The organism is Psychrobacter arcticus 273-4 (assembly GCF_000012305.1).
Classification (GTDB): domain Bacteria; phylum Pseudomonadota; class Gammaproteobacteria; order Pseudomonadales; family Moraxellaceae; genus Psychrobacter; species Psychrobacter arcticus.
On the sequence record NC_007204.1, the window covers coordinates 2,233,382 to 2,256,560 of the forward strand.

The following is a 23,179-nucleotide window of genomic DNA, read 5'->3' on the forward strand; positions in this document are numbered from 1 at the left end:
TCATCTATATCAAGATATTCATGGTCCATGCTTTCATGATCCAACTGCTCGTCATCGCTAGATACCTTAAAGCCGGCGACCGACTCCTGTAGTGCAATGGCTACTCCATTAAGATTACCAATAGAGCGTGCTGTCTCCATCGTGCCAGAAGACGTTTGAGAGGTAATATCTTGAATGATATTCATGGTATGAGAGATATGACCTGCCGATTCTGCCTGTTGCAGGGCGGCATTTGAAATATTTTGAATCAGATCAGCCAGTGTATTAGAAACGGTTTGCACCTCTTCTAGTGCTTTACCCGCATCTTTTGCCAAACGCGCACCACGTACGACTTCAGAAGTCGTTGATTCCATCGACATAACCGCTTCACTGGTATCTGTCTGAATGGTTTTTACCAGCGTTTCAATCTGCTTGGTTGCATTTGCTGAACGCTCAGCAAGACGCTGAACCTCATCAGCAACAACCGCAAAGCCTCGTCCTGCTGCACCTGCCATTGATGCCTGAATTGCCGCGTTCAATGCTAGGACATTGGTCTGGTCAGCAATATCGTTAATCAAACCAACGATATCACCAATCTCTTGCGAAGACTCACCAAGGCGTTTGATGCGCTTTGATGTCTCTTGAATCTGGTCACGGATAACGTTCATACCTTCGATAGAGCGCTGTACAACTTCTGCCCCATTATAAGCGATGACAACCGAACGCTGAGCAACCGTTGCAGATTCTGCCGCGTTATGAGAAACTTGGTCAATCGATACCGTCATCTCATTAATAGCCGCAGATACACCAGCGATTTCTTGTGCTTGATGCTCAGAAGCTGCCGCCAGCTCAACTGCAGCCATCTGTGTTTTCTGTGATGACTGCGAAACGCGATCAGCGGTACTATTAACAACCAATACTAATTGGCGTAAGTGGTCAATGGCAAAGTTAACAGAGTCGGCAATCGCACCCGTAAAATCTTCTGATACCGTCGCATTGACCGTCAAATCACCGTCTGCCAAATCACCCAACTCATCAAGTAGGCGCAAAATAGCAATCTGGTTACGTGAGTTTTCTTCTTGAATTTTCCGCGCACGTTCAGACTCGGCTTGCACTTCTTGGCAACGACGCAATGTCTCTTTTTCGAGCAGTAAACGCTCTGAGGCAGCGCGCTGCTGTAGTATTTGGTATAAGGCAAATAAAATACCCAATATACTCAGTACAAAGACAAGCACTGGCACTACGATTAATTGGCTGAACTCATTTATATAGTGATCGTGATCGATTACTGATAAGGATCTAATCAGCCAAAAAAGACAAAGGACATTTACCAGCACACAAAGCTCTAGTAAGAGCTTCCATTTACGACTCTCCTCAGTCGTGGTTTTATTTGCACCAGCGACAAGATTTTTTATAACATCACTCATCGTACTTATTCCTTTCAAACAATCGTCAAAGTCTTATTGTGATTGACTCTGAAATCATAGTGTTATCAAAAACAACAGTGATGGACAAAGCCTGTATGAATGCTGACACACCACCGGATCATCTCAGCTATAATTCTTCTGACATCATTTTAATGAACACCTAATGATCAAACATGACGGGTCATTAAAAACAGTTATATTGCAGCATCGGTATACTGTAAATCCTGTGTCAGCAAGCTTGGCATAAACACATACCAATCTTGTTCATCTTTGAAAAACTTGCCATGGTTATAAGGCGCAAATGGCGAATTCGGCTCCATTGCTTCTGGACGATATTGGTCTTGAGTAAACTGTTCGATACCGAGCACTTGATCAACAAGCAACCCTGAAAATACATTATTATGGTCGATGACCATGACTTTGCACTGGCTCATTTGCGATAACCGACTGGGCACTTGTAAAAATCGAGACAAATCGGTCAACGGCAGTAAACGCCCGCGAATATTGGCGATACCAAGCATCCAAGGCTTTACTAAGGGCACGCTGGTATACTCTGGCATGGATAATACTTCTGCTACTTGACCCATTGGCGCAACCAAGCGTTGACCGCCAATCTCAAATACTATTCCTTGCCAGTCAAATTTTTGTCCACCGCGGGATCCACTTTTACGCGAACGTGCCATATCTGCTATACGCAGAAGCTCAACAAATCCTCTCGATGCCACAAGCTACTCCATTACTTTACAAATTGTCTGGACCAGATCGCTTTCATTAACAGGCTTGGTAAGATACTCTTTTGCGCCTTGACGCTTGCCCCATACACGATCGGTTTCTTGATTTTTAGTACTGATCATAATGATAGGAATATGTGCTGTTACCTCGTCACGAGTAATTTTACGAGTTGCCTGAAAACCATTCATTTCAGGCATGACCACATCCATCAAAATGACGTCTGGCAGATGAGCAATGGCCATCTGGCAACCTTGTTTACCATTGGTTGCTTCCAATACTTGATAGTTATTTTTAGAAAGCATGTCACGAAATTTCGCCATCTCTGATAATGAATCCTCAATGACTAATACAGTAATCATGGTTATTTCCTTTATTTTCAATGATATCTGTTTGAATATAGTGTTAAAACAAACTGATTGAAGTAATATTTTTATGCGGAACTAAATGTATATTGCTAATTGTGACAAAAATACTTTATCGTTAAATGTATCGCTATATGAAAAATTCTTGACCAATTTTTATGATTATTTCAAAGATTAACGATACTTATTAATCGCCTCAAAAAGCTCATCCTTACTAAACGGTTTGGTCAGATACTCATCAGAACCCACAATGCGTCCACGTGCTTTATCAAATAAACCATCTTTAGATGACAACATAATGACAGGCTTGCTGGCATAGTCAGGATTATTCTTAATCAAAGCACACGTCTGATAACCATCCAAACGCGGCATCATGATATCCACAAAAATAATATCTGGATTATGATCGACAATTTTAGCCAAGGCATCAAACCCATCAATGGCAGTTACAACTTCGCAGCCAGCTTTTTGCAGCAAGGTTTCTGCGGTACGGCGAATGGTTTTTGAATCATCAATAACCATCACTTTTAAACCATCAAAATTATTTTGCATTCTCATTGTCCTCTTAACGACTATTTATTCACCATGCGGTATGTTCACAATGCTATTTATGCGTATTATGCGTAGTGCTGTTTACTCATAATGCTCTGTCAATAAACGAGCATCTCTTACTCAATATCGCTTGCTATAAAAACAGTTAAATATTTAGTCTCATCAAAAAACCCATTATACTGAAAACCGATAAAATAAACCAAGTCGCAAATACATAGCATCGTTAGTAAATGTCGTCTATTCAATCGTAGCCACTATACAGAACCAGCTATCATCTTACCGAATAATTTACCTTTGTGATAAAAATATATCAATATATTTTTATCTATTTGTTTTAGCACAGTTGCCAACCATTAATTAGTAGTTAGTAGTTAGTAGTTAGTAGTTAGTAGTTAGTAGTTAGTAGTTAGTAGTTAGTAGTTAGTAGTTAGTAGTTAGTAGTTAGTAGTTAGTAGTTAGTAGTTAGTAGTTAGTAGTTAGTAGTTAGTAGTTAGTAGTTAGTAGTTAGTAGTTAGTAGTTAGTAGTTAGTAGTTAGTAGTTAGTAGTTAGTAGTTAGTAAAATTATGTTCAAATTAATTTTGTAAATTCAGGCGCTTAACGAATATTATCTATATAAGAGCGGCATTATAAATGCAGCCCCTCTATAGTTGAAATACTTTAAAGTCGCTACCGTATTGCTGGTGTAAATTTTTTGCAGCCTCTGTCTGCGTAGGCACAGCAAGCAAGAAAAATTTGCACCAGTAGTACGTGTTGTATCGATATTACTTTTCACCGACTATAGCACTTATAAAAAGCCAGTTAAATACAATACAGTGTAGCCATTTCCCATACCCGTAATTCACTATATAATAAAAAGACGTTTATGATGGTGATTGGTATGATATTTTCTATGAGCTCGCTGCATGACATGCGTTTTATATGCTTACGGACTGCGCCGTTAAAAAATAGCGCCTATTTATTGAGCGCCCTACTTATTATTGCCTGCCAGCCAACGTCTCCCACTGAAGCCTTAACTAGCGAAAATAATGAGATGGTTGATATGCCGCTTATTAGCGCGGATAGTGTCACCATCACACCTGATCATATTTTAAGTATAAAGCCAACCCGTTATCAGCCAAGCCTTGGCTTACAAGGTCGTATCGATTCTATCAAACAAATCAACCTTGTGGCTGGGCAGCCGCTGACGGTAGAGCAAGTATTGGTAAGTGAAAACCAATGGGTGAAAAAAGGTACGCCGCTACTCACGGTTCGACGTCAGGAAATTTTCAACAAACCGACAATGTCAGATGACCCCGCAACTGATGTGGATGCCAGTTTAAATACAACCGCCAGCAATATCGATAGGGCTAGCGCTTCGGACAATACCAGCCAGACCTCTGACTTGATAACATTACGTGCCCGTTTTTCAGGGCGCGTAGAGAATCTGTCGGTGCAAGCCGGACAAAAGATAGAGGCTCAAACAGCGTTATTGAAGCTAAGTGATGCAACTGAATTGCATTTCATCTCGACCTTACCGATTGAAGCCGAATCGCAAATCTCTGTCGGTCAAACCGTCAACTTCACCGCCGAAGATAGAGTGGATAAGTTTACTGGTCAGGTCAGTAAAGTACAGGCGCTAAAACAACCAATACAACTTTTGGTTTATGTGAATGTAATCAACAATGAAGTCAGTCGCAATCAGCTAGCGCCTGGTATGCAAGTCACCGGTCGGGTTGACTATGGGCAGATAGAAGTGGGTACTATCGTGCCTAAAAATGCCCTGCATAATGTCGATTTGACACAAATACAGGTGCCGCCTTATAAACCGCTGCGTTCTTTGACTGCCAATATTTGGATTATAGGACAAGATCAGCGCTTAACCCGCCAGCCTATTGAAGTTATTGAATACGATCCACTGACCAAACAATATTTAATCGCTGGCATCAGTAGTGACAGTTTGATTTGTTTGGCAAACTTACCCATTGAATCTAAAGGCAAAAAAGTGGTGGTATCTTAAGCACAAAGTCACGCAGTTACATTGTGTAGAAACATTAACAAAGCACGCCTTGTTTAATAACATCCTGCTTAGGCAATATAGCGTATTATGGACAGTACGAATTGCATTCTTTTATTAAATAACAGTAAAGCATGGCTTCTATCTTAGATCGCTGTAAATGGCTTGTATCTTAGATGGTTGTAATATAAGCATTTGGGATAATTGAAAACTAAGGGCAGACGCCACTTTTGTAAATTTAGAAAGTGCATTAAGACAAACTATAACAACAACTAGAGGAAACATTATGAGTAAGCAGATTTTATTAATTGAAGATGATCCAGATTTAGCAGAGTTAATCAGTGATTATCTGACCATGAATTATTATGATGTACATCATGCAGGTCTTGGTCAAGAAGGTCTGGATTTATTGAACACTAAAGAGCGTGATATTGACTTGGTAGTACTCGACCTTATGCTACCCGATATGGATGGTATGCAGGTTTGCCAAAAAATACGTGGCAATAAAAACAATATGACCAATAAAGTGCCGATTATTATGTTGACGGCAAAAGGCGATACTACAGACCGTGTATTAGGTCTTGAGATGGGCGCTGATGACTATATTGCCAAACCGTTTGAACCGCGTGAATTGTTAGCCCGTATTCGTGCGGTTATTCGTCGCCATGAGCAGCCGAATCAAGCTGACAGTCAATCAGACAGCTTAACTTTCGGTAGATTGAGCGTGTTCCCTGACAGTCATGAAGTGACTATCGATGATTTGCCCGTACGCTTGACAACACATCAGTTCCAATTGTTGCATTATTTTGCCACTCATTCTGGCAAAGTACTAAATCGCGAGCAATTGTGGCAAGCCATGCCAAATGATGACAGCTCAGACAATATCGATCGCGCAATTGATGTGCACATTTCACGTCTGCGTGCTTTAATTGAAGATAATCCACGTCAGCCAAAGCGTATTATTACAGTGCGCGGCGTTGGTTATCAGTTTGCCACTGACCAAGTGTAGTCAGTTGCAAACTGTTGGTAAATAAACCGTCAAAATGCTTTAAAACGGTTCATTAAAAGGGGTATCATACGTATGATAACCCCTTTTATGTTTGACCATATAAAGTGGCATAAGCATTTGATAATAGAGATAATTTGATGCAGCAATTGGGTTTTCGTTCCGTATTTTCCAAGCTATTTGCCAGTGTCATGCTGGCACTTATCTTGTTTGCTGTTGCGATGGTATTATTGACGCAGCTTGTACATGATAAGGATGCGGGCATTCGCTCAGAGGTATTAGCAACGCAAATTTTAGGACAAATCGATCCTTTTTTGCATGAGCTAAATATCACGGTTAGCAAGGAAAACCGCTTACAATCACGCTTTATGTTGGCTGTGATCAGAAAGAGCTTTGAAATTTTTGATGAGTCATTGCAGGCAAAGATGGGCTTATATGACAGCGAAGGTCATCTGCTGATGCAAACGGATAATAGCGATTTGCCGCTAGAGCTTCCTGCCCCGCCTTCTCTATTTTCGCGTGTTTTCCCGTCTTTTGCAGAAACGTCGCCAACCAAGCAAGTACAAGTCTATAGTAGTACCGGCTATACGCTATTGTATGAATCACGCTTACCACCCAAAAAACCGGTACTCTCTGCAGCGCTTAATTTATTTACCGGTACGCTTTTATTGCTACTCATTATGGCGGGCGTCCTCTGGTGGATTGCTCGTACTATTACTTGGCGTATCAATCAGATGAGTCTACAGATGACTCAGCTCGGCGATGGTGACTTTACAGTACGGGTGAATGCGCGTGGCAATGATGAAATCGCCTCACTGGCACGTGGATTCAACCAAGCGGCACAAAAGATTGAGCACCTTATTGATGCCAATAATTTATTACTTGCACATGCCTCTCATGAGCTGCGTACGCCCATCACACGTATCCGCTTACAGATTGAGATGATGGACATGCTGACAGGCCCACTGCCAAGTGACAACAAAGCCAAGTTTGATAAGCGCGCTCAAGCCATCAATCGTGACCTCTCAGGGCTCAATGATTTGGTCGAAAGTATTTTACTAGTGAGCCGCTTGGATGCTGGTCATGCGTTACAGCAAGTTGAACATTTAGACTTATACGATTTGGTGAATCAAGAACGCCAACATTATCCTGAAGCAACGTTGATTGGCGAGCATATCGTGATTGACGGTCAATCATCGATGCTCACCCATTTAATTCGCAACCTATTAACCAATGCTATGCTGCATGGGAAACCACCGGTAACTGTATTGCTATATGGCGTGCAAACCCTTGAAGAAGCTGAAGATATTCCTGATTTTTTATTGCAGACAGTTTTATGCAGTAGCTTTGTAGACTATAACAGCTCAGACTTTTATTCTAATGAAGCATCTCAGCGCTTAAATCAGCTTGATCATAAGCAAGATACGGTATCACAGCTAAATGATGCTATTAGCGCAGCGCCTCCAAAGCCAAAAGCAGCAAATAGTGATTCTGTATTTACATTACCGGCACCGCCTATTTATCAAAATGGTGAAAATGTGGTGGTTGATGCTGAGCTTAGCCCTGATAATGACTCTGACAATATTGTAAATCAAGAGAGCAATAGCGCCACTTTAGACCAAGTAGAGCCTATCAATACGAGCGAAACACTTGAAAAGGTTAGTAATTCCGCATTATTTGCTAACTATCATAGTTTTACATCAGATTTAACCGATAAGCTGAAGAAGGTCATGTGGCGAGCTGTGCCTGAGAAGCAACAGTCCTCTGAAACTTCCGACTATACTCCTGAAGACACTCTTGATAACAACGCTATAAATAGTAATAAAGAGGATGCCAATAAAGTTAATAAAAATAGTGATGTTGCGATAAAAGAAAGCGATAAAGCAATCAATAAAGAAATCAATAAAGAAAGTCCTGAAACTTCGAATACTACCCGTAAAGAAAGCCTATTTAGCAAACATATCAAAAAATCTAAACCAGAGCCAACACGTCCGCTTCCGAAGTATGTGGTATTGGTAGTAATTGATGAGGGTGATGGCATCCCTGAAAATAAACGTGAAGCAGTTTTCAGCCCCTTTGTACGCTTACAGCAAAAAAATAAAGGCTCAGGTCTTGGTTTGTCCTTGGTTTCACAAATCGTCACCGCCCATCAAGGAAGAATCACCACTGACACTATTAATGGTCATACGCGATTTTTGGTGGTGTTACCTGTCAAACTTGATCCTCACTATAATCATCATGACAACTTGTAACTAATATTGGTATATTATAGCGAAGAGTAGCGAATAACCTTTTATACGCTATTTTTAAATAGTATCCCTGCAAAGCGCATGCTAGTGTTAACAATTTAAGCCTTATCCATTTTCATTCTGCACATCTTAATATCGACTGAACTGAGTTGTCAGTCAATCACGGATGACCATATCCAAAATCTTGCATAATATGCTATATTAACGCCCCTTATTATGGGGTTATTGAATGTTGTTTTTAACTCAGCTGTTAAGCAGCCAGAGAGACGACGACCACTTCATAACCACTAAAACATTTATTAAATTTTGAGCCTTCCATGAGTGACATGATTGTCTTAAACGATGTGACCAAAAGTTTTTTAAGTGACCGGTCTATAAAAGATAAAGACGGCAAGCCACATTGGTTTACTGCTGTCGAGCCGACGTCACTAACTGTCCAGCAAGGTGAGATTTTTGGCTTGATGGGCTATTCAGGTGCGGGTAAGTCAACGCTTTTACGCTTGATTAATTTGCTTGAGCGTCCTGATTCAGGTCAAGTGATTATCGATGGTACAGACCTGACTTCTCTGTCTGCCAGTGACTTGCGTATTGCGCGTCACAATATCGGTATGATTTTTCAGCAATTTAATCTGATGTCTAACCGTACCGTCTTTGATAATGTTGCCTTTAATTTAACGGTTGCAGGCTACCCTCGCGCTGATATTCATAAGCGCGTCATGGATTGTCTAGAAATCGTTGACTTAACTGACCGCGCCGGTCACTATCCTGCGCAGTTGTCAGGCGGACAAAAACAGCGCGTTGGTATCGCCCGTGCAATCGCACCAAGTCCCAAAGTGCTCCTTGCTGATGAGCCGACCAGTGCGCTTGACCCTGCAACTACACGCAGTTTATTAACCTGTTTACGTGAAATTAATGAGCAGCTTGGCGTCACTATCGTCATTGTGACGCATGAGATGAGCGTCATTCGCAGACTATGTGACCGCGCTGCATTGTTACATCAAGGACAATTGCTCGAGGTCGCAGACATCCGCGACGGTCTCATTCAGGCCACCACCCCAATTGGCAAAGGCTTAGTCCACGAAGACTAATGAGGCAGGAGAAATAGACATGATAACCGGTGCAGAATTATCCGCCTCGATAGACAAGCTACTCGTGCTGCGTAAAGAGATTTGGCAGGCGTTTTTAGATACTTTTATTATGCTTGGTATTTCAACGACAGTTGCCATCCTGATCGGTGGTCTGTTTGGCATCTTCTTATTTTTATCCAGTGATCGGCAGTTTTTGCAAAATAAAACGCTCTATGCTGTACTTGGTGGCATCACGAACTTTATGCGTGCTTTCCCATTCGTGATTTTGATGATTGCCATGAGTCCCTTTACCAAAGCTATCGTCGGTACTGGTATTGGTCCTATTGCAGCCTCATTGGTGCTTGCGATTGCTGGCTCGTTTTACTTTGCGCGCTTGGTTGAACAAAACTTGCGTGAAGTGCCTCGCGGTATTATTGAAGCGACCGAATCGATGGGTGCAAGACCCTTTACCATCATCAAAGTACTGCTCAATGAAGCACGATCTGGCTTGGTCTTGTCTGTGACCATCCTTTGTATCAGCTTGCTCTCTTTTTCAGCAGCAGCTGGCATGATCGGTGGTGGCGGTTTAGGCGATTTGGCGATTCGTTATGGCTATTACCGTTATCAGACTGAGGTAATGGTATTCATCGTCATTATGCTATCAATCATGGTCATCGGTATTCAAGCCCTAGGCAATTGGGTAGCGACTCGATTGGATAAGCGTTAAAAAAACCGCGATCACTTGGCTCATTGAAATGAGATATTGATGATTGAATAATGCTTGATATGAATAATGCTCAGGGTCTAATGCTTATTCACCCCAAGCAAATGCTTGACTTTGTAACTGATTCCCGTTAATTTTGATACTATCTTAACACTCGTTAACTTAGCAGCATTACTATTCATAATGTTGCTTTTTTAATGCAGTTTTTTTAATCCTGTTTTTAGTCTCAGTATTTTATCCTTTGATCCCTACCCTTATTAAGGAAATTCCATGAAATTAACAGATATCAGCCGTCAAGTAGCGACTGCCTTTGCTGCTGTTGGCGTATCAGGTCTCGTATTGGTCGGTTGCAACAATTCATCAGCACCAGAAGCCACTAAAGAGCCAGTCACTGAAGGCGCAACCGAAACTACGAATACAGAAGCTACTGCGACCAGTGACATTGATCCTGAACACAGCAAAATCGTCATCGGTACGACCGAAGGTGACTTTGCCGATATGGTTCGCAATCAAGTAAAAGGTTCGTTAGAAGCACAAGGCTACGAAGTTGAGCTGGTAACCTTTACTGATTACGTGCGTCCAAACGTTGCTTTGGCAGATGGCGACTTAGACATCAACATCTTCCAACATAAGCCATATCTAGATACCTTCAAAAAAGAAAACAACCTTGATTTGGTAGAAGTCTTTCAAGTACCTACTGCCCCATTAGGTGTTTACGCAGGTAAAAAAACCAAAATCGAAGAAGTCTATAAAGGCATGAGCGTCTCTGCACCTAATGATCCAAGTAACTTTGCTCGCGCATTAGTAATGATGAATGAGCTTGGCTGGATTACACTAAAAGACAATATCGATCCATTGACCGCTTCAAAAACTGACATTGCTGATAACAGCAAATACGACATCAAAATTGTTGAACTAGAAGCGGCGCAGTTACCGCGTGCTCGTGATGAAGTAGATTTTGCCATTATCAATGGTAACTACGCTACAGACTCTGGCATCAAACTGACTGAAGCACTATTCCAAGAGCCAAGCTTTGCTTATGTGAATTGGTCAGCCATCAAGACTGCTGATAAAGACAAAAAATGGGTGAAAGACGTGACCAACGCTTATAACTCAGATGCCTTTAAAAAGTATGCTCATGACAGCTTCCCAGGTTACAAATATCCAAAAATTTGGGGTACTGATGCTGCAAATACGACACCTGCAGAAGCGCCTGCTAAGTAGTAAAAACAATCATTACTAGTTGATAGCTTTAATACGATTCATTTATTTAAATGAATCTTTTTGAGTGAGAAGAAAAAGCCCATTATTGTTAAATAATGGGCTTTTTTTGGTCTGTATTTTAGTAATTGTCCCGTCCTGAAATATAACAATCCTTACTGCTGCAAAGTTTTAGTCTCATGAAGCTTTTCAGCTGGATTATATTGTTCAGAAGACGGTACTGCGCCACTGCGATTGTTCTCTTTCATCGATTTTGCAACCTCTGGTGGCATATAATTTTCATCATGCTTTGCTAATACCTCACCTGCGACAAAAATATCACCTTGCATTTTACCTGTCGCCACTACCCCTGAGTTTTCAGCGAATAAGTCTGGCAAGATACCTTGATAAGTGACCGGCACGGTCGATTGAAAGTCTGTGATGGCAAATTCAACGCTCAACGGGTCGTTTGGCGCGCGCTGTACACTGCCTGCTACCACCATGCCACCAGCACGAATACGTTTGTCTTGTGGTGCTTCACCTTGCGCTATGGCGGTCGCGTCAAAATAGTAATCGGTTTGTTTCCCAATAGCATAAATAACCAACGCCACAGCTATCACTGCTCCTGCAAGGGTAAACATAACCCACATTAGTTTTTTGCGACGAACTGCGTTCATACTACTACCTCATTGATGAGTCGCTGTTTTACATCCTATCTATCTGTAAAACAGAAAATATTAAAGAAACTACCATTAGAAAAACGTCCTAAAAATGTCTTTCTAATCGTACTCTTCTAATAGCTATATGGTAGCATTTTTCATATAACTCAATACGGCCAAAACCTTTTATCGGCTCAATTATGTCTCAGTGACATATGACGAATTTAGACACTAAAGATCTAATATATAAATAATTTTTAATGAGTATCTTTGGTCACAGGTGTTGGAATTTTGGTCGTGCGCTGTGCCTGACGAGCTTGCTGAATCGCCAGTTGCTTGATAAGCGCTTGTCGCTGCCGGCGGCTATAGAGGACAAAAATCAGCATCATGCCAACGGTAATTGCCCAGCATGACCAGACAAACACCCCATGCTTACCCATGGCGATAAACTCAGAAAAACTATAGAAGTAAGGCTGCATCATATTTTCCTAGTCGTTATTTGGTTTGACGACGTTCATTTGGCTTGTCCGCGAATGTATTCTTTCACCCACGCTTTACCTTGGTCACGATGCAAAATCAGGGTATTAGTACGGTAAATCGCTAAAGTCGCAACCAGTAGATAACTACCGATAATCATCAATAATAATGGCAGCCACATATCTGCTGACATCTTAGGTGCAGCAGTCAAGGTAAAGGTCGAGCCTTGATGCAAGGTATTCCACCACTGTACTGAATATTTGATAATCGGTAGATTCACCGCACCAACGATAGATAAAATAGCCGCCGCTTTACCGCGATTTGCCGTGTGTTCAAAGGCTGCAAATAACGCCATCACGCCTGCATATAAAAACGCCAAAATCAGCATCGATGTCAGGCGTGCATCCCAAACCCAGTAGGTGCCCCACGTGGGTTTTGCCCAAATAGAGCCAGTCAATAAACTAATCACGCATAATAAAAACCCTAGAGGGGCAAGTGCCTGCGCCACAAGGCTTGCTGTCTTAATTTTCCAGACCAAATAAATCACTCCGAGCACCGCTAAGGAAAAATAGATGGAAATAGCAAGGCTGGCCGCTGGTACATGGATAAAGATAATACGGTAACTATTGCCTTGCAAGTAATCAGGCGGCGCAAAAGCAAGACCCCAAATACTGCCGATCAGCAGGCAAAGGCTTGCTAGTATCGCAAGCCACTTGACCCAAGGCGAGAAGATGCGAAAGAACTCCTTGGTACCTACCGTGGTCAAGAAAATTTGCCAAATGCGTTGCCACAGGCTAGGAGATGAGACATTATTTAGGTTGGGCATGGACATAAACCTATTACGCAGCTGGTGATTATCGAGTAAAACGCATGATTCATACAATTACCCGCTAACCTGCTGGCGTTAAACGCTGGATAGAATCTACACGTGAGTGTTTGTTTGATAGACTATTATAGCAAAGTTGCCCGTTTTCATCATGTTGTTAATATAAAGCGCTTTAATTGTTAATATAAAACGCTTTAATAACAGAAGGAACAACCTGCCAGTATCAGTTTTTAATTTAGCCACGACATTTTCAACGTCATGGCAATCACCCATGGCATCACCAACACTGAAATAATACTACCTGCCAGCAATAGCGCCAAAATAGGCAACCCGTTCAGACCGGTGGCAAATAAATCAACCGCACCGGTGGCAAAAATCAATACCGGCAACTGCATCGGCAAAGCGATTAAAGGCACCAGTACAGCGCCATTTTTGAGCGATAGCGTCAAACTGCTAGCAACCGCTGATAGCATGAGCAGCATCGGACTACCAGTGACAATAGACGCCATCAATATCCAAGCCTCAAACCAACTTAGCTGAAATAAAGGCACAGCAAGCAAACTTAATGCCGCCACAATACCACTACTAAAAATCCAGTGAATCACCAAACGAATCAGCACCCATAGCGGTAGCGAGGCATTGGCGACGACCAATTGTGCTAAGGTGCCATTATCAAGGGCAGGTTTAAATAAACCATCGACGCCCATCACCAGTGATAATAAAGCTGCAATCCATACCGCTGATACGCCAAGGCGTTGTAATAATGCAGGCTCACTCCCAACTGCTAGCGGAAACAAGGTAATAATCACCAAAAACAGCACCAGCGGATACAACCACTGCACAGCCCCTTGCTGCTTAACCTGCCATTCACGGCGCCACAGCTGCATAAAGCTGATACCGCGCACAGCAGAGGCATTAGCATTTGAGCGTGTATTCACTGCTTGTACTGGACTGTTGGTGTCTATCATTTATTTGCTCTTCACCTGATGCTTATCGTACTTAAATCGATGCTTATCGCACTTAAATCGATGCTATTTATACCATATAATCAGATAAATCGAGCACCTGATTGGCAACCTCAACGGCTTGATGACTGGTCATTAATATCGCACCGCCCTCATTGGCAAAATCGCGCAATCTGTCTTCCATTCGCGCTACCATATCGACATCGAGCGCGGTAAATGGCTCATCAAGTAGCCATAATGGCGTTACTTCAGGCGTCAATAAATATAATCGTGCAAGAGTGATACGGCGGGTTTGCCCAGCGGATAAATGGCTTGAGCTTATGGTCTCAAATCCTTGTAATCCTACCCAAGCAAGGGCGTCATCAATATCAGCAGTGCTTGGTGTGATACCATATAAATTAAGCAAAAAAGTGAGGTTTTGAGCGACAGTGAGATTGGGATGAATGCCCAATTGATGCGAGACATACAAAGGCTGCATCGGTAAACTGACTACCCCTTGATAATAAACCTCACCTGTTAGCACTGGTAATAATCCAGCCAGCTGCATGAGTAACGTCGTCTTGCCAGTACCATTTGCACCTATCAAATGGCAAATGCTACCTTCAGACAAATTGAGCGCAAGCCCTTCACATAAAGGAGTTTCACCACGCTGAACCGTCAGCTCATCAAGCGTAAGTAAGGCGATATTCAAAGCCGTCATTACAACCTCTCATTATTTATTGAGCAGCAGTCAATATTCATCACAAACAAAGACGATGTTCGTGGCATAATACTTTATGCCCCATAACCACACAGTATAACAAATTGTCGATTACTATGACCTCAAAACTTATGCAGACTCCAAAAGATATTCAAAACCTAGACACGCCCATGCTAACGATAGATAGCTTAATTGAGGCACAAGTCACGTTTGTGCAGCACTGGTTACGTAAGCAAGCTGAACCGCTCAGCATGGAGGCTTGGCAATGGCTTGGTGCGCAGCCATTGTCTAAATATATCAGTAGCAATGATTTGCAACGCCTGCTTAACGATTGGCTACTAGACCATCCACTCAGCGAGGTAATGCGTGCCGATATCCGCGATATCTTGCATAGCCTTATCTATCACCCAGCCAATGACAATGTGCCGTTATCAGAGCTTGTCGATGATACGCAAGTTGCAACGCTAGCGGACTATGTCGGCAGCCATGAGCAGCAGCGCAATATATTGATTCATACATTGGTTGGCAACGAGACATTTGCAGATTTGTTGACCCAGACGCTATATCACGCCATCAACGATTTTATGGAAAATACGCTAGACAAAGCAGGTGGTGTTGGCAAACTGATGAAGCTTGGACGCAGCTCATTTGAAAAAGCAACGAACAGAAACCTTGATGAAAAATTGCAGACGTACTTGCATCGCAATATTAAAGATTTGGCGCGTCGAGCCGAAGCTAATGCGCAAGAGCATTTATCCAATGAAGAGGTCGCGCGATTATTGGTCACCGGTTGGGCACGGATTAAAGAACAACCGATTAGCCATATCCAAACCTATCTACGTGATGAGCCTGACAATAGCAGTATCGATCATATCGAAGCCAGTATTCAACAAAGCTATAACCGCTTGCGCATGTCCCCTTATTTGCACAGTCTCGTGGCAGCAGGCGTCGATACCTGGTATCGCAATCATCAGTCCGATACCATAGCAAGTGTGGCAGCAAGCTTACATATCGACGAGCAAGCAATGGCGCAATTGAATCAGGCTCTCTTGCCTGTCATTAATGATGCACTTGATAGCACTTGGTTGACGGCACATATCCGTGAGATGCTACAGGCGTTTTATAGCCAGCCCAATATCACAGACAATTTGGGTTTTAACAACCATTAATTTACTATAGTCGATTCCAAATAAAGTAGATACATCATGTTTTGACGCGGCACTGGTGTAAATTTTTCTGGCGTGCTGTGCCTGCGCAGACAGAGGCTGCAAAAAATTTACACCAGCAATACTGTAGCGACTTTAAAATATTTCAACTATATTACTAAATCGCGGACAAGCGCAAAGAATTTTGTTTGTTGATTTGGATGTCCATCAAGGCAATGGCAATGCCAGTATCATGGCGGATGAGCCACGCGTTTTTGTGTTTAGTATGCATGGTGCAAAGAACCATCCGTTTCGTAAGCAAGTATCAGATTTGGACATTGAACTGGATAACGATACTGGTGATGAGCAATATTTACAGATTTTAGCGCAGACCTTGCCAAGACTGATAATGGATTTTGCACCTGATATGATTTTTTATCAGTCGGCGGTTGATGTACTAGCAACGGATAAATTAGGTAAGTTTGGATTAACAATAGAAGGCTGCAAGGCGCGTGATGAATACGTCCTACTCTCGCTACTACTAAGCCATAAACGACATAATTCCCTGCCAGCCCACACGTATACCAAGTACCGTGAGAATCACTAAAATAAGCTGACGAAAGCGTGCTTGCGGTAAATAACGACGCAAGCGGATGCCAATTAAAAGCGCGGCGATTGACATGACACTCAGTAAAGTAATCAACTCCCATTCACCACTGTTCAGTGCCATGATAGGCTCACGCAATACAATGATTTGAGCGATTTTACCCAAGAAATAGCACATATTGCCGACTTTAGCGATGGTGTGCTTATCGTCGCTCGCAGACAATAAGTACATCATTAATATAGTCGACATAGCATTGGTCGCGCCGCCAATAACTCCTGCACTAAATCCAACGATAATCAGTATAGGCTTAGTAGCAGGTAGTCGAATTTGCTTACCAAGCAAGCTACTGATGACGTAAAAGCCGATGACAGCTGCCAATACCAATAAAATATAAGCACTATCCACCCATAACAATAGCTTGGCGCCTAAAATGCTACCGAGTAGACTGGTTAACGCTAGCAGCCAATAGTGTCTGCCATAATAGATGAAATTTTGCCAAATCGTGCGACCGCCACCTGCCAGCCAAGTCATCGCATTGAGCACTAACGATGGAAAAATGACTAATACGATGGCATGTGGCAAAGGATACATACTGGCAAGCGCGGTAGTAGTCACCAAGGTGATACCTAGGCCACTAATACCGTGTAGCAAGGATGCCAGCGCAAAAATCGCAATGAGTAATAACGTCTGGGTGCTATCGCTATCCATTATTTCAGCCCTATGTCAGCCCTGCCAAGCAAGACTTAATATCTTTTTCGATATCTATTATGCTTATGTAACAAGCCATCGTACTAATAATTGTAATCGTCACTACAATCCGCACTGTAATGAGCAGCACTGAACTGAGCACTATCGTTGAAATACTTTAAAGTCGCTACCGTATTGCTGGTGCAAATTTTTTGCAGCCTCTGTCTGCGTAGGCACAGCAAGCAAGAAAAATTTGCACCAGCAATACGTGTTGTATCGATATTACTTTTCACCGACTATACTAAACATTGTGACGTTGCCAAATCGCCTCACCAATAATCGTCGTCAGCTGCTCAGCAATTTTATCTTTACTCGCTTTATCAAGCGTGATGCTATCGTGCTCATAATGTGTTGAGAAAAAAACCTCCATCGCATTGTCATCACTGGCAAAGCCAATATCAGCACGTGAGACGTCATTGCAAGCAATCAAATCTAAATCTTTAGAGAGCAGTTTACCGCGAGCATAACGCTCAACATCTTGCGTTTCTGCCGCAAAACCAACGACAAATAACTCGGGGTGAGCAAGCGAAATCGTCGCCAAGATATCAGGATTTTTCACCAAGCTCAGCGTCATCGCTTCTTGGGTTTTTTTAATTTTTTGCGGCGCCGCTTCTTCAGTACGATAATCAGCAACAGCAGCAGTGGCAATAAAGATATCAGCGACTTTTAAGCTGCCATCGATGATAATCTCTTCATGATCTTCACCGCAATCACAGTCGCCCTGCTGATGAGCATGTTCATGGCTGTGATCGTGAGAATGATCATGGCTGTGATCGTGAGAATGATCATGTTCCTCTTCAAGCATATACTGCAGGGCACTATGCGTGCCTGTCACACACTGCTGCGCGACCATCAGCATCTCTTCAGCTGACAATACATCAATACGCGTCACATTAAGCGGCGTTGGCAAAGCAATTTTACCACCAGCAATCAAGATAACGTCTGCCCCAGCAGCCACACAGGCACGCGCCAAAGCAAAACCCATTTTGCCAGTAGAATGATTGGACAAATAACGCACCGGATCAATGGCTTCAACCGTTGGTCCTGCGGTAATCACCACTCTTTTACCTGCCAATAACTGAGGTGTCGTTTGCATTGCTTGAAACAGCAAAATTTCTTCTAATAGCTGTTCAGGCTCAGGCAAACGCCCTGCACCCACATCGCCGCAAGCTTGCTCACCGCTAGCAGGCGCAATGATTTGATAATTCATATCACGCAAGGTTTGCACATTTAGATTGACCGCTGGATGCGCCCACATTTGCTGATTCATCGCCGGTGCAATGATGACTGGAGCCGGCGTTGCAAGACATACGGTCGTCAATAAATCATCTGCCATGCCCATGGCAAGGCGCGCCAAGGTATTAGCGGATGCCGGTGCTATGACTACAAGGTCTGCCCACTTAGCAAGCTCGATATGACCCATGCCCGCTTCCGCTTTTTCATCGAGTAATGAGATGTGTACCTCATTGCCAGTCAAAGCTTGTAGGGTCAACGGAGTAATAAAAGCTTGAGCGCCCGAGGTCATAATAACGCGAACCTCAAAGCCGGCTTTGATTAATAGCCGGGCAAATACAGCAGATTTATAAGCGGCAATACCGCCAGTGATAGCAAGCAGAATATTTGACATAAGCGTGGCATCAGCAAAAAGTTGAAAGATAAAATTGCGCTTATAGTAACAATTATGCGATAAGTTAGGGAGAGTTTTCTGAATTTATCTCGTCGCAATGACATCTCAAGGAGTGACCATGGCAATCAAAGACTGGCATGAGGATGATAGACCACGTGAGAAACTGCTAAAATTTGGCGCAGCACACTTATCTGACGCTGAAATATTAGCGATATTTTTGCGCACAGGTACACAGTCGCAGTCAGCCATCGATCTGGCTCGTCATCTGATTGAGCAATTTGGTAGCCTTGCAGAGCTTTTAGCGGCGCCGCAAGAGACTGTCCTTGCTTGTCACGGTATCGGTCCTGCCAAATACGCGCAGATACTTGCGTCACTTGAGATAGGCAGACGCTATTTGGACAGTCAGCTGAAAACTGGTCAAGGACTTGGGCGCTCGCAAATGGTTAAGGATTATATCAGCACTCATTTGCGCGGTGAGCCGCGAGAAGTGTTTGCCGTCCTTTGCTTGGACAATGCCTTAAACTTAATAAATTTTGAGATATTGTTTACGGGCGGCATCTCCTCTTGCTCCGTTTGTATTAAGCACGTTTTGCGTCATGCGTTAAGCCATGCCACAAGCCAGCTCATTATTGCTCACAATCATCCGCATACCGATGCTACACCATCAACGGCGGATAACCTTTTGACGTATGAGCTCAAAAAGGCTTGTGACCTCATAGATTTATCTTTGATTGACCATGTCATCGTTGGACGTAATGAGACTTTATCTTATGCTGAAAACTGTTTAGCACCTTTCGGCTGAAAATTAGGGCCTGTTGAACATTGAGTTATATCAACAAATCTTGATACATATTATCGACACAGCGTAGCGTTTTCGCTCTTGATAGTTATAAACAACTGTTTCATATTAGTAGTTAACTTTATTTTTGGGAAAGCCTTTATTCTCAAAATAAAGTTTTAATTTTAGAGCAGCGACAGCTGAAATCACCCATTTCAAAAAATAAAAACTATTATCTACTATAAAAAAGAACGGCTGGAATACACAACAACAATCATATTTATTTCAAACTTTCTTATTCACTTATATTTTTACGCTTTTTTATTGAGCGTTGCAAAGGAGACAGTTATGGCCATTGGCTTATTTATTTTGGCAGTCATCATTCAATTAGCCATGGTCTTGGCCATCTTTTTGTTGTCGTTATCGCGTGTCACAGGCAGCGTCGTTGCCTTAATTACTGTCCTCGTTACTGCTTTTATCAGTCCATGGTCACTTATCTTAGGTCTACCCATTGCGCTACTTTGCCTAGTGCTGCTTATCACCCCTATCCGTCAAAGCTTGATTACCAAGCCTGTCTATAAAGCATTGGGCGGCGCGATGCCAAGTATGAGTGACACAGAGCGTGAAGCGCTTGATGCAGGCACCAGCTGGTGGGAAAAAGAGCTGTTTATGGGTGCGCCTGATTGGGATACCTTTGCAAAATACCCCTATCCAGAATTATCAAAAGAAGAACAGAGCTTTATAGACAACGAAGTAGAAGTACTTTGCGCAATGCTTGATGAGTGGCAAATTCATCATGAAGATAAAGAATTGTCACCAGAGGCGTGGCGATTTATCAAAGCTAATGGCTTTTTGGGTTTAATTATTCCCAAAGAATATGGTGGATTGGAATTTAGCTCGTATGCCCAAAGTCGGGTGATGAGTAAAATTGCATCTCGCTCGCCGACTGCCGCAGTGACTTGTATGGTACCAAACTCACTCGGTCCTGGTGAGCTATTGATGCATTACGGTACCGATGAGCAAAAGCAACGCTGGCTACCTGGTCTGGCTAAAGGTGAAGAAGTTCCGTGCTTTGGTTTGACAGGTCCAGAAGCTGGATCTGATGCCGGTGCTATTCCTGATACCGGTGTGGTTTGTTATGGGCTACATGAAGGCGAGCAAGCGCTTGGTCTGCGGATGAATTTTTCTAAGCGCTGGATTACTTTAGCGCCTATCGCTACAGTGGTAGGTTTGGCGTTTAAACTGCATGACCCTGAAGGCCTGCTTGGTGATGCTGAAAAAACCGATTATGGTATTACTTGTGCGCTGGTGCCAGCCAGCCATCAAGGGGTCATTATTGGTCCACGGCACAATCCAATCGGTTCGCCATTTATGAATGGGACAGTCGATGGTCAAGATGTCTTTATACCACTAGATTATATTATCGGTGGGGTTGAAAATGCAGGACGCGGTTGGCGGATGCTGATGGAGTGCTTGGGTGTCGGTCGCGGAATCTCATTGCCTGCCCTATCAACTTCAGCCAGTGAAATGAGCTATTTGTCTGTTAGTGCCTTTGCAAAGGTTCGTGAGCAGTTTAAAATCTCCGTCGGTAAATTTGAAGGCGTGCAAGATGCCACCAGCCGCATTGCCAGTAATACTTATATGTTAGAAGCCTTTCGGCATATGGTCACTTGTGGTCTAAATCAAGGTGGTACACCATCAGTAATGACAGCAATGGCAAAATACTATGCCACCGAGACCATGCGTTCAGTGATTAATGATGGTATGGATGTCGTTGGTGGTCGCGCTGTACAAATGGGACCACGTAATTTTTTAGCGATTCCTTATCAAGCCATTCCTGTATCGATTACCGTTGAAGGTGCCAATATATTGACACGCTCATTGATGATTTTTGGTCAAGGTGCCATGCGATGCCACCCTTATCTATTCGATGAGCTACAACTGTTGCAAAGCGAAGATAAAGAAGGCGCGCTTAAGCAGTTCGATAACTTATTCTTTAAGCATTTAGGTTATACCTTTAATCGCGGTGCCAAAGCATTTGTCGCAGGCTACGTCGGTGGCAGCAATGATGCGCCAAGCTTTTCGGACAATTTTACCCGTCCTTATTATAAGGACATCAACCGCTTAAGCGCAGGCTTTGCTTTAACCGCTGACATGTCTTTAGGGTTGCTTGCTGGTGATTTAAAACGTAAAGAGATGCTCTCTGGACGCTTAGCAGACATCCACTCTCATCTGTTTATCTGTACAGCAATTTTACAATTTTATGAATATGGCAGTAAATCAGTCGCTGAACGCTTACATGCTGAAGTGGCGCTAAAAAATAGCCTTTACACTATTCAAGAAGCATTCCTCTCTTTATTTGCCAACTTCCCAAATCGTATGGCAGCCAATTTGGTGAGCTTTGTTACTTTCCCAAGTGGTCGTATCTTTGCGCCAGTGAGCGATGCGCTAAAACGCCAATTGGGCGATACCTTTATGGATGATTTTGAAGCCAATCCTTTTCGCGATTACCTTAAAACCATGGTGTATTATAATACTGAGCCCGATGATGTCACGGGGCGTATGGAGCATGCCTATCAAATACTGCTCGAAGTCGAACCTCTATGGCAAAAATTTAAGAAAGCGGAACATAAAGACAGCTTTGAAGGTTTGACCTTTGAAGACCATGTGGTTTATGCCAGTCAAAATGGTGATATTACTGAAGAAGAAGCTGAGCAGCTGATAACCTATAATGCGATACGCTATGATTCATTATTGACCGATGTATTTGATAAACATTTATCCAAAGTGCAAGAACGTGAAAACCCGCACAGTCTAGAGAATGCCGTACATAGGCTAACTGACTATGCTGAGTTAAAGAGTCATGCTGAGTTAAAGAGTCATGCTGAGTTAAAGAGTCATGCTGAGTTAAAGAGTCATGCTGAGTTAAAGAGTCATGCTCAGTTAAACCAGGCATTAAGCGCTGATAACTTGCAGCAGACCTCTGCAAATATGGCATCAATGCCAGATAGTAACCAACCAACAGGAGATGCTAACCCTGATCATGGCTATGAGAGTGATGGCGATGTAAAAATGGTGAATGAGCAAGATACTGCCAAGGAAATTAATGCACAGACTGATTTTCAGGACTCACATCCTGAAATAGAAGCCCTTGGCTCGCGTCACCGTGATGCAGCATCACACTTGAATGAACGTATGAGTTACAACCATCGCCTGAACAAAGATAAATTTGTTAGCCCAGATAGTGGGCAAGCCGATCACGCGCAGCAAACAGAAAGTAGTGACCCTACATGGAAAGATGGTTTGCGCCGTGATGAAAACGACAATGTATAATTAGGATTAGTCTACCTATCGTT

General features: G+C 42.8%; 19 protein-coding genes and 2 pseudogenes. 10 read left to right on the top strand and 11 right to left on the bottom strand.

The features are described 5' to 3' along the window. Positions 1 to 62: 62 nt before the first annotated feature. The 4 genes and pseudogenes from PSYC_RS09395 to pilG all read right to left on the bottom strand — a co-directional run. A pseudogene (locus PSYC_RS09395) lies at positions 63 to 1,055 on the bottom strand (methyl-accepting chemotaxis protein); the annotation flags it as partial. Positions 1,056 to 1,600: 545 nt separating this feature from the next. Next, positions 1,601 to 2,131 (bottom strand): chemotaxis protein CheW, encoded by a 531-nt coding sequence (locus tag PSYC_RS09400; protein WP_011281075.1) that lies wholly within the window; start codon positions 2,129 to 2,131, stop codon positions 1,601 to 1,603. A 3-nt stretch (positions 2,132 to 2,134) separates the two neighbouring features. Then, positions 2,135 to 2,497 (bottom strand): response regulator, encoded by a 363-nt coding sequence (locus PSYC_RS09405; protein ID WP_011281076.1) that lies wholly within the window; start codon positions 2,495 to 2,497, stop codon positions 2,135 to 2,137. Positions 2,498 to 2,674: 177 nt separating this feature from the next. Beyond that, positions 2,675 to 3,052, bottom strand: a complete 378-nt coding sequence (pilG, locus tag PSYC_RS09410; protein ID WP_011281077.1) for a twitching motility response regulator PilG — start codon at positions 3,050 to 3,052, stop codon at positions 2,675 to 2,677. An 878-nt stretch (positions 3,053 to 3,930) separates the two neighbouring features. Between pilG and PSYC_RS09415 the strand changes: the two genes are divergently transcribed. The 6 genes from PSYC_RS09415 to PSYC_RS09440 all read left to right on the top strand — a co-directional run bounded on the left by PSYC_RS09415 (position 3,931) and on the right by PSYC_RS09440 (position 11,316). Then, positions 3,931 to 5,049 (top strand): efflux RND transporter periplasmic adaptor subunit, encoded by a 1,119-nt coding sequence (locus PSYC_RS09415; protein WP_011281078.1) that lies wholly within the window; start codon positions 3,931 to 3,933, stop codon positions 5,047 to 5,049. A gap of 283 nt (positions 5,050 to 5,332) precedes the next feature. After that, on the top strand, positions 5,333 to 6,055 hold the full coding sequence (locus PSYC_RS09420; protein ID WP_011281079.1) for a response regulator transcription factor: 723 nt from the start codon (positions 5,333 to 5,335) through the stop codon (positions 6,053 to 6,055). 137 nt (positions 6,056 to 6,192) lie between these two features. Further along, positions 6,193 to 8,304, top strand: a complete 2,112-nt coding sequence (locus PSYC_RS09425) for a sensor histidine kinase (protein ID WP_011281080.1) — start codon at positions 6,193 to 6,195, stop codon at positions 8,302 to 8,304. 314 nt (positions 8,305 to 8,618) lie between these two features. Beyond that, positions 8,619 to 9,389 (top strand): methionine ABC transporter ATP-binding protein, encoded by a 771-nt coding sequence (locus tag PSYC_RS09430; RefSeq protein ID WP_011281081.1) that lies wholly within the window; start codon positions 8,619 to 8,621, stop codon positions 9,387 to 9,389. Between the two features lie 19 nt (positions 9,390 to 9,408). Continuing rightward, positions 9,409 to 10,095, top strand: coding sequence for a methionine ABC transporter permease (locus PSYC_RS09435; protein ID WP_011281082.1), 687 nt, complete (start codon positions 9,409 to 9,411; stop codon positions 10,093 to 10,095). A gap of 267 nt (positions 10,096 to 10,362) precedes the next feature. After that, the gene (locus tag PSYC_RS09440) at positions 10,363 to 11,316 is read left to right on the top strand and encodes a MetQ/NlpA family ABC transporter substrate-binding protein (protein WP_011281083.1); all 954 of its coding nucleotides are present in this window, start codon (positions 10,363 to 10,365) and stop codon (positions 11,314 to 11,316) included. Between the two features lie 152 nt (positions 11,317 to 11,468). Here the strand turns inward: PSYC_RS09440 and ccmE are convergent, their stop codons facing one another. The 5 genes from ccmE to ccmA form a co-directional block, all read right to left on the bottom strand. Next, positions 11,469 to 11,969: a cytochrome c maturation protein CcmE gene (ccmE, locus tag PSYC_RS09445; RefSeq protein WP_011281084.1), complete on the bottom strand. Its 501-nt coding sequence runs from the start codon at positions 11,967 to 11,969 to the stop codon at positions 11,469 to 11,471. Between the two features lie 239 nt (positions 11,970 to 12,208). Continuing rightward, positions 12,209 to 12,430, bottom strand: a complete 222-nt coding sequence (gene ccmD, locus PSYC_RS09450) for a heme exporter protein CcmD (protein WP_041757774.1) — start codon at positions 12,428 to 12,430, stop codon at positions 12,209 to 12,211. 35 nt (positions 12,431 to 12,465) lie between these two features. Then, positions 12,466 to 13,254, bottom strand: a complete 789-nt coding sequence (gene ccmC, locus PSYC_RS09455; protein ID WP_011281086.1) for a heme ABC transporter permease CcmC — start codon at positions 13,252 to 13,254, stop codon at positions 12,466 to 12,468. A 230-nt stretch (positions 13,255 to 13,484) separates the two neighbouring features. Continuing rightward, entirely contained in the window at positions 13,485 to 14,141 is a 657-nt protein-coding gene (locus tag PSYC_RS09460; protein ID WP_041758057.1) for a heme exporter protein CcmB, read from the bottom strand. 148 nt (positions 14,142 to 14,289) lie between these two features. After that, positions 14,290 to 14,919 (bottom strand): heme ABC exporter ATP-binding protein CcmA, encoded by a 630-nt coding sequence (ccmA, locus tag PSYC_RS09465; RefSeq protein WP_011281088.1) that lies wholly within the window; start codon positions 14,917 to 14,919, stop codon positions 14,290 to 14,292. Positions 14,920 to 15,050: 131 nt separating this feature from the next. Between ccmA and PSYC_RS09470 the strand changes: the two genes are divergently transcribed. After that, positions 15,051 to 16,088: a hypothetical protein gene (locus tag PSYC_RS09470; protein ID WP_227500329.1), complete on the top strand. Its 1,038-nt coding sequence runs from the start codon at positions 15,051 to 15,053 to the stop codon at positions 16,086 to 16,088. Positions 16,089 to 16,230: 142 nt separating this feature from the next. Beyond that, positions 16,231 to 16,593, top strand: a pseudogene (locus tag PSYC_RS09475) (histone deacetylase); the annotation flags it as partial. Between the two features lie 12 nt (positions 16,594 to 16,605). Here the strand turns inward: PSYC_RS09475 and PSYC_RS09480 are convergent. Together PSYC_RS09480 and coaBC are read right to left on the bottom strand one after the other, a co-directional pair. Further along, positions 16,606 to 17,379, bottom strand: a complete 774-nt coding sequence (locus PSYC_RS09480; RefSeq protein ID WP_011281091.1) for a sulfite exporter TauE/SafE family protein — start codon at positions 17,377 to 17,379, stop codon at positions 16,606 to 16,608. Positions 17,380 to 17,659: 280 nt separating this feature from the next. Continuing rightward, positions 17,660 to 19,045 carry a bifunctional phosphopantothenoylcysteine decarboxylase/phosphopantothenate--cysteine ligase CoaBC gene (gene coaBC, locus PSYC_RS09485; protein ID WP_011281092.1) on the bottom strand — a complete coding sequence of 462 codons (1,386 nt, stop codon included), beginning with the start codon at positions 19,043 to 19,045 and terminating at the stop codon, positions 17,660 to 17,662. Positions 19,046 to 19,163: 118 nt separating this feature from the next. Here coaBC and radC point away from each other — a divergent pair, with 118 nt between their 5' ends. Then, positions 19,164 to 19,847, top strand: coding sequence for a RadC family protein (radC, locus tag PSYC_RS09490; RefSeq protein ID WP_011281093.1), 684 nt, complete (start codon positions 19,164 to 19,166; stop codon positions 19,845 to 19,847). 324 nt (positions 19,848 to 20,171) lie between these two features. Next, complete coding sequence (locus PSYC_RS09495) at positions 20,172 to 23,156, top strand: acyl-CoA dehydrogenase (protein WP_011281094.1); 2,985 nt, start codon at positions 20,172 to 20,174, stop codon at positions 23,154 to 23,156. The last annotated feature ends 23 nt before the right edge of the window (positions 23,157 to 23,179 follow it).